Annotated in this window: 11 protein-coding genes; all 11 read right to left on the bottom strand. The window is 56.7% G+C overall.

The window, feature by feature from the left end; all coding sequences use genetic code 11:
• Nucleotides 1–75 precede the first annotated feature (75 nt).
• Nucleotides 76–1,770, bottom strand: coding sequence for a peptide ABC transporter substrate-binding protein (locus C7J97_RS02825; RefSeq protein WP_113991980.1), 1,695 nt, complete (start codon nucleotides 1,768–1,770; stop codon nucleotides 76–78).
• Nucleotides 1,771–1,989: 219 nt separating this feature from the next.
• Nucleotides 1,990–2,985 (bottom strand): ABC transporter ATP-binding protein, encoded by a 996-nt coding sequence (locus C7J97_RS02820; RefSeq protein WP_005923266.1) that lies wholly within the window; start codon nucleotides 2,983–2,985, stop codon nucleotides 1,990–1,992.
• Nucleotides 2,982–3,983 carry an ABC transporter ATP-binding protein gene (locus C7J97_RS02815; RefSeq protein ID WP_005923264.1) on the bottom strand — a complete coding sequence of 334 codons (1,002 nt, stop codon included), beginning with the start codon at nucleotides 3,981–3,983 and terminating at the stop codon, nucleotides 2,982–2,984. Before C7J97_RS02815 ends, C7J97_RS02820 begins: the two co-directional genes overlap by 4 nt.
• Before the next feature lie 14 nt (nucleotides 3,984–3,997).
• A complete protein-coding gene (locus C7J97_RS02810; RefSeq protein ID WP_113991979.1) occupies nucleotides 3,998–5,047 on the bottom strand; it encodes an ABC transporter permease in 1,050 nt (349 codons plus the stop codon).
• 18 nt (nucleotides 5,048–5,065) lie between these two features.
• Entirely contained in the window at nucleotides 5,066–5,983 is a 918-nt protein-coding gene (locus C7J97_RS02805; protein ID WP_112090293.1) for an ABC transporter permease, read from the bottom strand.
• 539 nt (nucleotides 5,984–6,522) lie between these two features.
• Nucleotides 6,523–7,317, bottom strand: a complete 795-nt coding sequence (locus C7J97_RS02800; RefSeq protein WP_113991978.1) for a hypothetical protein — start codon at nucleotides 7,315–7,317, stop codon at nucleotides 6,523–6,525.
• Between the two features lie 63 nt (nucleotides 7,318–7,380).
• Nucleotides 7,381–8,133, bottom strand: coding sequence for a tyrosine-protein phosphatase (locus tag C7J97_RS02795; RefSeq protein WP_113991977.1), 753 nt, complete (start codon nucleotides 8,131–8,133; stop codon nucleotides 7,381–7,383).
• A gap of 12 nt (nucleotides 8,134–8,145) precedes the next feature.
• Nucleotides 8,146–8,913, bottom strand: coding sequence for a CpsD/CapB family tyrosine-protein kinase (locus tag C7J97_RS02790; RefSeq protein WP_113991976.1), 768 nt, complete (start codon nucleotides 8,911–8,913; stop codon nucleotides 8,146–8,148).
• 4 nt (nucleotides 8,914–8,917) lie between these two features.
• Nucleotides 8,918–9,628 carry a YveK family protein gene (locus C7J97_RS02785; RefSeq protein ID WP_113991975.1) on the bottom strand — a complete coding sequence of 237 codons (711 nt, stop codon included), beginning with the start codon at nucleotides 9,626–9,628 and terminating at the stop codon, nucleotides 8,918–8,920.
• 234 nt (nucleotides 9,629–9,862) lie between these two features.
• Entirely contained in the window at nucleotides 9,863–10,780 is a 918-nt protein-coding gene (locus tag C7J97_RS02780) for an ABC transporter permease (RefSeq protein WP_015537834.1), read from the bottom strand.
• A 1-nt stretch (nucleotide 10,781) separates the two neighbouring features.
• On the bottom strand, nucleotides 10,782–11,951 hold the full coding sequence (locus C7J97_RS02775; RefSeq protein WP_113991974.1) for an ABC transporter permease: 1,170 nt from the start codon (nucleotides 11,949–11,951) through the stop codon (nucleotides 10,782–10,784).

The raw sequence follows: 11,951 nt of genomic DNA, 5'->3' as shown, positions 1-11,951 counted from the left end.
ACCATTTCCGGTCAGCGGGGTGCTTGGTGCTTATAGTTTACGGTTCAGCTTACGCTGCACAGCACAGGGAGGAAATCACTCCTCGATGTAGCCGTACTGGAAGTACCAGTAGCCGTAGGGGCTGTGCCAGACGCCCTTCAGAGAAGAGCTCTGCAGCCAGAAGTCGTTGTAGTAAGCAACGGGGATGCAGCCCATATCCTCCATCAGGATGTCCTCAGCCTTATGCAGCTGCGCAAAGTGCTCGGCAGGATCAGCAACCTTGGAAGCCTCCATAGCAGCATCGAAGTCAGGGTTGGAGTACTTACCATCATTGTTGCCGTTGTCGGTGCAGAACTGCTCGATCATGTTGGAAGGATCGTTGTAGTCCATGACCCAGCCGTTACGGGCAACATCGTACTCGCCGGCACGGCGAGCAGCGGTGAAGGCAGACCACTCCATCTTGCTGATGCTCAAAGTGATGCCCAGATCGCCCCAAGTCTGCTGCAGGTACTCTGCCAGAGGCACATGGTAGCCGGAATCGTTGGTGCTGTACTCGATGGTGGGGAAGCCCTCGCCATTGGGGTAGCCAGCTTCTTCCAGCAGCTTCTTAGCCTCGGCCATATTTGCCTCGTAGTCATCAGCAATGTAGGGAGAACCGCCGTTCGCGTTGTCGTAGAAGTAGCCCTGCTCGTCCACGATGCCGGGGCCAACCAAGTTGGATGCAGCAGAGTAGGTGCCCTGCATGATGGTGTTACCAACATAGTCGCGGTCGATGGCCAGAGCCAGAGCCTTGCGGACCTTGGCATCCTTGAAGGCATCACGCTGCAGGTTCAGGCTGACGTAGTAGGTGCCCAGAATGGTGTCAACGTAGAAGTCGCCGCCGTCCTCTGCCTTGGTCAGGCTGGGGATCTCGTCGGTGGGCACGTCCTTGATCAGGACAGCCTCGCCGCTGTTGTAAGCAGCGTAGGAAGCAGAAGAGTCCTCCAGCAACAGCAGGGTGATGCTGTCGGAAACGATCTTGGAGCTATCCCAGCCGCCAACGTAGTTGGGGTTCTTGGTCAGAACGATACGCTCGGAGGGAGTCCACTCGGTGATCATGTAGGGGCCGTTGGAGACGAAGGTCTCAGCGGAGGTGCACCATGCATCGCCGTTGGCCTCAACGGTAGCCTGCTGCACAGGGCTCATGGATGCGAATGCGGCCATCTTGTCGAAGTAGGAGCAGGGGTAGGACAGCACGATGGTCAGGGTCTTGCCGTCGTCGCTTGCCTTGACGTTCAGAGCATCGGTATCACCGGCCTGTGCTGCGTCAAAACCATCGATCATGCCCAGGCAGGTCTCTGCGTAGGGAGCTGCGGTGTCGGGGTTGACCATACGCTTGAAGGTGTACTCAAAGTCCTTAGCGGTCAGGTCGGTGCCATCGCTCCACTTCAGGCCGTCACGCATGGTGAAGGTCCAGGTCAGGCCGTCCTCGCTTGCTTCCCAGCTCTCAGCCTGGCCACCAATAACTTCGTTGTTCTCGTTGATGATCAGCAGGGGCTCGAAGATGGTGATGATGGTGTTGGCGCCATCAACAGCGCTGTTCAAAGAGGGATCCAGAGTCTCGGGGTTGGGGCCGTACTGGACGGTGAAGCCAGCGGTGTTGACACTGCCGGTAGAGGAACCAGCAGCAGAAGAAGCAGTACCGGAGGTTGCGGTAGAACCGGACTTGCTGCCGCCACAGGCTGCCAGACCCAGAGCAGCGGCACCCACGCCTGCAACCTTGAGGAAATTACGACGAGAAATGCGTTTCATAATAATATCCTTCCCTTATATCAAATTTGAGTGTGCCAGGTTCCCCCAGCCGCCTCTATATTCGATCCGGTGCAAATAATTTGTACACCGGAGGAACACGAATGATTATAATGCGTTCTCATGCCGGTTACAAGTCCAAAACTTGGACTGTAACCATTTTGTGACAACATTTCAGCGCTAAGTTGAATTGCTTTCACCTTTTGCTGGTGTGAAGTGTTCTCACTTCACGCGGTCAAGGTGATGGCAGGCTGCCCAGTGGCCAGTGGAGACTTCCTTGAACTCGGGCACCTCGTTGGCGCACTGCTCGTCTGCATAGGGGCAGCGGGTGCGGAAACGGCAGCCGGACGGCGGGTTCAGGGGGCTGGGCACATCGCCCTGCAGCACGATACGCTTGGACTGGCGGGCCGTAATGGGGTCTGCCACCGGAATTGCGGAGATCAGGCTGCGGGTGTAGGGGTGGATGCTGTGGGTGATCAGCTCGTAGCTGTCGGCCAGCTCCACCATCTTGCCCAGATACATCACGCCGATGCGGTTGGAGATGTGCTTCACAACGCTCAGGTCATGGGCGATGAACAGGTAGGTCAGACCCATCTCCTGTTGCAGATCCTCGAACATATTGACGACCTGTGCCTGAATGGAAACGTCCAGTGCGGAAACAGGCTCGTCACAAACGATGAACTCGGGGTTCACAGCCAGTGCACGGGCAATGCCCACGCGCTGACGCTGACCGCCGGAGAACTCGTGGCAGTAGCGGTTTGCGTGCTCGCTGTTCAGACCAACGCGCTCCAGCAGGGCGATGATCTTATCGTGGCGGTCCTTTTCATTCTCAGCCAGATGATGGATATCAATGCCCTCACCCACGATGTCGCCAATGGTCATGCGGGGGTCCAGACTTGCGTAGGGATCCTGAAAAACGATCTGCATCCGGCGGCGGTAGGGCAGCATATCCACTGCGATCTTGTTGTCCTTATCAAACAGCAGGTTGCCGTCATAGTAGATCTTACCGCCGGTGGGCTCGTACAGGCGCAGCAGGGTGCGGCCGGTGGTGGTCTTGCCACAACCGGACTCACCTACCAGACCAAGGGTCTCGCCCTTGCGGATGGCAAAGCTTACGTCATCCACAGCCTGAACGTACTTGCGGTTCTTGCCCACACCGCCGGCGGGGAAATACTGCTGCAGGTGCTGGACTTCGACCAGCGTCTTGTGTTCACTCATTCTGCCTTTTCCCCTTTCTCAAATGCAGCCTTCTGCTGCAGCCAGCAGTAGGTATAGTGGGTATCGCTGAGCTCGGTGCGCGGGGGCATCTTGCTCAGACAGATCTTCATGCAGTTCTTGCAGCGGGGCGCAAAGGGGCAGCCGGCCGGCGGATTCAGCAGATCCACAGGGGTACCCTCGATGGGCACAAGGCGCTCGTGCTCTGCGGTGTTCAGCTTGGGGATAGAGTTGATCAGACCCTTGGTGTACTCGTGACCCGGCTGGTAGAAGATCTCGTCGGTAGTGCCGTACTCCACAATGTGGCCGGCGTACATGACGGCGATCTTCTCGCACATGGAAGCCACAACGCCCAGATCGTGGGTGATCATGATGATGCTCATGCCCAGCTTCTTGCGCAGATCCTGCATCAGCTCAAGGATCTGTGCCTGAATGGTCACGTCCAATGCGGTAGTGGGCTCGTCAGCGATCAGCAGCTTGGGCTCACAGGCCAGTGCAATGGCGATCATCACGCGCTGGCGCATACCGCCGGACAGCTCGTGGGGGTACTGCTTCAGACGCTTTTCGGGCTCGTTGATGCCAACCAGCTCCAGCAGCTCCTTGGCGCGTGCCCATGCATCGGCCTTGTTCTTATCGGTGTGCAGGCGGATGACCTCCACGATCTGGTTGCCGATGGTGTACACCGGGTTCAGGCTGGTCATGGGGTCCTGGAAGATGATGGAGACCTCGTTGCCGCGGATCTTGCGGAAGTCCTTCTCCTTCATGTTCTCGATCTCGTGGCCGTTGAACCACACCTTGCCGCCCACCAGCTTGCCGGGATAAGCGGTCAGGCCCATAACGGAGTAGGCGGTGACCGACTTACCGGAGCCGGACTCACCCACAACGCCCAGAACATCGCCCTGATTCATGGTAAAGGAAACGCCGTTCAGTGCCTTTACTTCGCCCGCAGGGGTGAAGAAAGAAAGGCGTTCTTCTTTGATGTCAAGAATTTTCTCGCTCATTTCTGTTCACCTCATCAATTCTTCAGCTTCGGGTCAAAGGCATCGCGCAGGCCATCGCCGAACAGGTTGAACACAAGGATCATCACGCTGATCATCAGTGCGGGGGCGATCAGCAGATGGGGGTAGGTGTTCATGCCCTTGACGGCATCGGTAGCCAGAGAACCCAGAGAAGGCAGCGGGGCTGCAACGCCCAGACCGATGAAGCTCAGGTAGCTCTCGGTAAAGATGGAAGCCGGGATCTGCAGGGTGGTGGTAACGATCAGGGTACCGATGCAGTTGGTGAGCAGATGCTTTTTGATGATACGGCCGCTGGATGCGCCCAGTGCGCGGGCAGCGGTAACGTACTCGCTCTCCTTCAGGATCAGGATCTGGCTGCGGACGATACGCGCCATGCCGACCCAGTACAACAGAGCAAAGATGATGAAGATGGAGATCATGTTGGGGCCAAGGGTCTGCATCCACTTGAAGCCGGGCTGGGTGGACAGCTTGTCCAGCGGGTCCTTCAGGGCCATGCCCAGCAGGATGATCAGCAGAATATCGGGGATGGTGTACAGAATATCTGTAATACGCATCATGATATTATCCACCCATCCACCGGCAAAGGCCGCAACCGCACCATAGGTAGCGCCGATGATCAGCACCAGCACAGAAGCGATCAGACCGACAGACAGGCTGACGCGGGTGCCCATCATGATACGCACAGCGAAGTCACGACCCATACGGTCGGTGCCCAGAATGTGCGGGAACACCTTTTCGCCGGCATCGATGCGGGCCTGCTCAGCGGCAGAGTACTCGAACGGTGCCAGATTGTTGCTGCCCTTCACCTGCTCGGAGTAGCTGTAGGGCCACACGGCGGGCAGAATGTAGGCAAAGATAGCAATGGCAATGATGAACACAAAGCTGACCATGGCGATCTTGTTCTTCTTCAGGCGGCGGATACCGTCCTTCCAGAAGTTGACGCTTTCGCGCATGACCACCAGGCTCTGCTTTTCCTCATTGCTGGCGGGCAGAAAATCCTCCGCGTTGAGCTGCAGGCTGAGCGGATTCTTTTTAATGTTTTCCATGAAAATCGCTCCTTTCTCTTACTGCAGTTTGATGCGCGGGTCGATGATCTTATAAAGGATATCCACGATCACGTTTGCAATGATGACCATGCTGGACAGCAGGATGGTGGTGCCCATGATCATGGTGTAGTCACGGTTGGTGATGGCAGACACGAAGTCGCGGCCCAGACCGGGCACGGAGAAGATCTTTTCCACCACAAAAGAACCGGTCATCAGGCTGGCCAGCATGGGGCCAACGTAGGTGATGACAGGCAGAATGGCGTTGCGCAGTGCGTGCTTGAACAGGATCATGAACTGGGACACGCCCTTTGCGCGGGCAGTGCGCATATAGTCCTGACCCATGACGTCCAGCAGGCTGGAGCGCATCAGACGGGTGATATAAGCCGAGGGATAGATGGCCAGTGCGGTAACCGGCATGATATAGGCGGCTGCGCTGTTCAGGCCAACGGTGGGCAGCACCTTCATGTTCATACCAAACTGGTACAAAAGCAGCACGCTGGAGATAAAGCTGGGGATCGCGATGCCGCAGGTAGCAAACACGATAATAACGTTATCCAGCCACTTGCCGCGGTTGTAAGCGGAAATGCAGCCCAGCGGGATGCCCACGCACAGAGCCACCACCACTGCAATGCCTGCCAGACGGCAGGACACCGGCAGTTTGCTGGCGATGATCTGGTTCACGGTACGGCCGCGCTGACGCAGGCTCAGACCCAGATCGCCGTGCAGAAGGCTCTCCATGTAGTTGACGTACTGCACACCCAGCGGCTTATCCAGGCCATACTTTTCGGCCAGAGCCTGCTGAGCAGCGGCACTGATGGACTTTTCTGCCACGAACGGGCCACCGGGGACCAGGTTCATGACAAAAAAGGTAACCGTAGCCACAATGAAGATACTGAAGATACCCATTGCGACACGCTTGATGATGTACTTTGCCATCGTTTGATGCCACTCCAATCCTATCAATGAATTACTGTTTTTGCTCTCAGGCCGAGCCACACTTTCCCGCAGTCCGCCAGCCTCACACATAGCGGACGTCTGTCCTTGGCACGCGGACAGAAAAGCGAATAATAAAACGATGGCATCTTGCGGTTGCACAAACACCATCGTCCATACCCGAGAAACACTCTATTTATTATAAGGATAACCACGATTTTTGTCAATTTACATGAAAAGAATTCACTTTATTATAGCAAAGCATGAGTGAAATCTTATACTTTATACAAATTTCCTGTATATTTGTAGGTAAAAGTGCTACTTTTCCGACCTTTTGGGGGATTGTTCCGTTGGCGCGTACAATCCGCCCTCCCCTGTCGGCGTAAAAGGCAGCGTCTCTGCCGCAGAGTCATCCCTCCATGTCCTTGGCATTTTTCTCCATATTACAGCAAAAAGGCAAAACAAAACCATCCGCAGCCCCTTCTCCAGCACGGTCGGTGCCCGGGAAATGTGCTGCGGATGGTCCGTGGTCGTTTTGCGGGTCAGGAGTACAGTTTTGCGGTCAGCCGGGAGTACATGGCGCTCTTTTGTGCCTTATAGGAGGCCATCGCCTGATCTGCCAATGCGGTGCTCTGGCCGTTGGCGGTCAGAATGGCGCGCATCTGGCTGACGATGCTCTCCACTTCCCTGTCGTAGGAGGCCTGCATCGCGTACAGTCTGCCGCTTCTGGCCAGCACGATGGAGATCTTGCGCGCCTGTGTCTGCTGAGACTCCGGCAGCGATTTGAACTCTGCCTTTGCTCCGGCAATGCAGCTGTTCAGCTCTGCCTCGGCGCGTGCCTTGACGCTGTACAGCTGCCGCAGCAGTGCCTTGACCTCGGCCTCGTAGCCGGCCTCCTGTTTGCCGGAGGAGGACGCCGGTTTTTCTGTACCGGAATTGGCTGTACCGGCAGTCTCCTGCTTGCTGGAGGACGCTGTACTGCTGCTCTCCGTCTGGGAGGCAGCGCTCCCCGAAGAAGCAGAAGAACCTGCCGGGGAGGAAACCGCACCTGTCTCCTGCTGCGGAGAGCTGGCGGATGCCTCCTGTTCCCCGCTGCCGGACGCGGCGGCTTCATCTGCCAGTTCCTCCAGCGTGATCTCACCGCTGAGCAGCTTATCGATCTCATCATCCGTCAGGGTGACCTGTGTGCTGTCCGCCGGGGCATCCGGCAGGGTTTCAGGAATACCGGCTGCCATACTGTGGAGGTAGAACAGCACGCCAAGAACAGCTGCTGCCAGCAGAGCCACCAGCGCGCCCAGCACGATCAACACGATTTTCAGGACCTTATTTTTCTTCATACCAAAATCCGCTGCCCGGGCAGAGTAATTCTCTGCCCGGGCAGTTTTCTCCTTACTTTAGAATCAGACCCACATGCCCAAAAACTTTTTGGGCTGATGCAGGGTCGCCGCGTCCAGTTCCTGATCATGGAACAGTTCATCGCCGTTGCGCACGATGCGGGCAGCAGCTTCCCTGCCCAGCAGCTTTTCCAGCTGCTGCACACCCTGCGCCATGCGGGGCGGGCGCTTGTCCGGGGAATGGGTGTCGGTGGAGATGACATGAACCAATCCCCACTGGATGAACTTACACAACTTTTTGCAGAGCTTAGGCTCCAGCAGTGCTCCTGCGTTGATCTGCGCATAGGCACCGGCGGCTACCCAGTCGTACAGCAGGGTGGGATCCTCCAGCACATAGGGGTAGCGCTCGATATGCGCAATCAGCGGCACGATGCCCTGCTGCTGCAGATTGTACAGGGTCTGCCGGATAAAATGCGGCTTGTGGGTGGTGGGGAATTCCAGCAGCAGATAAGCGGTGTCCCCCATACACAGTGCCCGGGTGTCCAGCTCGCACAGGCCGGGCGAGAAGAACACCTCCGCCCCCAGCTTGAAGTCAAACTGCATGGGCTGTCCTTCCAGCGCGGCGGTCAGCTGTTCAAAGGCAGCCTGCCGCTTTGCCGTAAAGGCATCCACCGTGGTGCGCTCGCTGTTGAAGTGGCTGGTGAACGCGATGTTGCGCACACCGTCCTCGTATTCCCTGCGCAGCACCTCCAGCGAGACTGCTGTATCCTTTGCGCCGTCATCGATGCCGGGCAGAATGTGACAATGCAGATCCGTCATAGCAGTGCTTCCTTATTCAGTAACATCAGCCTTCTGTTTTTCGTAGGCATAGTTGTAATTGTAGGCATAGCTGTATGCGTAGCTGGAGCCCTTGAGTGCCTTCTTCATGTCGTAGCGGGTCAGCACGCTGCCCAGCACCCGAACACCGGCATCCTGCAGCTTTTTCACTGCGCCGCGCACTGCATCGGCGGGGGCAAAGTCAGAGCGCACCACAAAGATCGCGCCATCCACATAGCGGCCAATGACGGCTGCATCGGTGACCACCGACACCGGAGGCGCATCAAAGATGACAAAGTCGAACTTTTCCCGCAGGGCATCCACCATGGCCTGCATCTGCGGCTGGCTCAGCATCTCGGAGGGGTTCGGCGGCGGAGTGCCGGCGGGCAGGAAGGTCAGGTTCATTTCCTTCAACTCATGCAGTGCCTCGTCCAGCGTGCACTGGTTGGACAGCACGTTGGAAACGCCCTTTACGTTGTGGCCTGCCTTCAGGTAGCGGTGCAGCACCGGTTTGCGCAGGTCGCAGTCGATCAGAGCCACCTTTTTGCCGCTTTCGGCCATCGTCATCGCCAGATTGACCGCCACATTGCTCTTGGATTCCTCCGGCACGGTACTGGTGATGACCAGCGTGTGCACGTCCATAGAACCTGCCATAAAGTCCAGATTGGTGCGCAGAGACTTGTAGGCCTCCACATAGCCAAAGGGCATCTTTTTATCGGTGATCAGCTGCAGGGTGCGGTGCTCGTCGTCAGTTTTGTTCTTTTTGTTAAACAGATTCCACATCGTCTTACACCTCCGGGATCAGGCCCAGCACGGGCAGGCCGAGCTTCTTCTGAACATCTTCGTCATCCACAACGGTGTCATGCAGCAGATGTGCCAGCACCAGCACGCCGCACACCAGAACAGCGCCCAGCAGACCGGCCAGCACAACGTACTTCTTGGTCTGGGGGAACACCTTGTTGGGGTTGATAGACACATCGCTCACCGTCTTGCAGGAACCGGCTTCCACCTTTTCCACCAGCACACCGGGCACGATGTCGGAGATCGTCTGGGCGATCTCGCCTGCGCGCTCTGCATCGGTATCGGTGACCGTGATCTTCATGATCTGGGTAGCGTCCACATCGGCAACATCCACCATGTCGTACAGCTCGGCGTAGGTCATGTCCAGATCCAGCTCATCAATGACCTCGTTCAGCACGGTGTTGCCCTTGATGATGACCGCATAGGTGCTGATCAGGTTCTTGGCAGAATTGAAGTTATCACTGGTAAAGGTGGAGGAGTTATCCTGCCGGGTATTCACGATCATGTTGATAGAAGCCTGATACTTGGGTGTAAGCGCAAACACGCACACCAGCAGGCAAATCAGCGCTGCCGCAACAGCTGCTGCCACGATCTGCACAGCATGCGCCCACAGCAGGCGGGCCAGTTCCATCAGATCAATGGTCTCTTCGTCCTCCATGTTCCGGAGCGACTGTCCCATAGTTGCTTTTTCGTCCATAATAGCGAAACTCACCTTTCTTGTTTTCCGCAGTGCAAGAAATGTACACCGGGTTCCTATAGATACACATTCGTTTTATAATGATAGCACATCTTGTTGTATTTTACAAGTAAAAATGCCATTTTCTGCCGGCAAATATATGGACAAAATATGCCCTGCCCCGTACAAAAAAGGCATCCGTAGCACATGGATGGCTGCGGATGCCTTCGTTTTACAGATTTTTAGCGAATACGCTTAGCGGGAGCCCTTATCGTAGGGGATACCCTCGGCCTTGGGTGCCATGCTGTTCTTGGAGGTGAAGGCCAGAATGACCATAGAGGCCACAAAGGGCATCATATTATAGATGTTGCTGGACCAGTGCAGCTGCGCAAGGAAGGTAGAGTCTGCAATGTTGGCAAGGCTCTTGAACACAGCAAAGAACATGGCCGCGCCAAAGATGTGGAAAGGCTTCCACTGGCCAAAGATCATAACTGCCAGTGCCAGAAAGCCTGCACCGGCCACGCCGACTTCAAAGTTCCAGGTCTGCACCGGGGGCACGATATACGCCAGACCGCCGACGGCGCCCAGCGCACCGGAAAGGATGACACCGGCGTAGCGCATCTTGTAAACGTTGATGCCCACCGAGTCCGCAGCCTGCGGATGCTCGCCGCAGGCACGCAGACGCAGGCCGAAGCGGGTCTTATACAGCACGATGTAGCTGACCACCAGCAAGATCAGCCCCAACGGCACGAACACGCTGAGTTCCAGCCCGCCGATGCTGAACAGGAAGGGCTTGTTGGAATAGTTCAGCTTGGCGCTGCCGCTCTCGCTGAAGTACTTGGAGATGACCACGGCAATGGCGGTAGCCAGCAGGTTCAGTGCCGTACCGCCGATGGTCTGGTCCGCCTTCAGGTTGATAGAGGCAAAGGCCAGCAGCAGGCTGTAGATCACGCCCGCCAGCGCTGCCACCAGAATGGAGATCAGCACCACAAGGAAGGGCGACAGGCTTGCAGGCAGCATGGTCAGGGTAAGCACACCGGCCACACCGCCGATGACCATGATGCCCTCCAGTGCAATGTTGATGATGCCGGAATGTTCGCTGAACATACCGCCCAGTGCCACCAGCATCAGCACGATGCCGTACAGCAGGGTATATTTGATCAGAAGCAGCATATTACTTGCCCTCCTTTTTGGTCTTTTCTGCGGCAGATGCAGGCTCTGCGTTCACATTGGTCTTTTCGGCATTCCGGAACAGCAGGCTCTGGATCTTGCCGCGGAACAGCATAGAGAATGCGCACAGGTAGATGATGATGCCGCTGATCAGATCCGAGATCTCAGTGGGGTAAAATTTGGTGGACAGGAAGGAGCCGCCGACCGAGATGTGGGAGATGAACAGCGCAGAGAACACGGTGCCAATGGGGTTGGAGCTTGCCAGCAGTGCCACCGAGATACCGTTGAAGCCCATGCCCGGCAGGCTGGTGGAGTTCAGCGGGTTCCACTGGGACACGTTGGACAGATAGAACAGGCCTGCGCCGAAGCCCGCCAGCGCACCGGCAATGGCCATGGAGAGGATGATGTTCTTCTTCTCGTTGATACCGGCGTAACGGGCGGCGTTCTTGTTCAGGCCAACGGCCTTGAGCTCGTAGCCGAAGGTGGTCTTGTTCAGCACCACCCAGATCAGCACGGCCACCGCTGCCGCCAAGAAGATGGCAATGGTGGTGCTGTTGGTCTGGAACAGCTTGTTCAAGCCAAAGTCCGGGATCAGGGACTGGGCAAAATCGGCATTCTTGCTCAGGTTCAAAGTACGGGTGTTGCGCACATCGTACATGGGGCCGGTGCCGTTCTGGTAGATGAGCTCATTCACCAGATACAGGCCGATCCAGTTGAACATAATGGAGGTAATGACCTCGTTGATGTTGAAGTAGGCTTTGAAAAAGCCGGGGATCGCACCCCACAGGCCGCCCAGCACTGCTGCTACCAGCAGGCAGACGAACCAGGGCAGCTTGAGCATGATGGCGCAATACAGCGCACCGTAAGCGCCCAGCGTATACTGACCGGCTGCACCGATGTTGAACAGGCCGGTCTTGAAGGCAAAGGCCACAGACAGACCAGTCATGATCAGGGGTGCAGCATTGGCCAGCTCCTTGCCCACGCCGTAGGGGGCATCGTGGAAACCGCCCTTGATGATGCGCACAAAGCCATCGCCCCATGCGTGTGCGGGGTTGATGGCTACCAGCACCAGAAAGCCCACCAGCAAACCAATCAGGATGCACAGCAGTGCAGCCAGCACGCTGGTAACAGAGCTTTGCAGGCTGCTGCTGCGGGAAAGTTTTTTCTTATTCAT

Origin of the sequence: Faecalibacterium prausnitzii, assembly GCF_003324185.1 — a bacterium.
GTDB classification, from domain to species: Bacteria; Bacillota; Clostridia; order Oscillospirales; family Ruminococcaceae; genus Faecalibacterium; species Faecalibacterium prausnitzii.
This window is presented reverse-complemented; position numbering and strand designations above follow the sequence as displayed.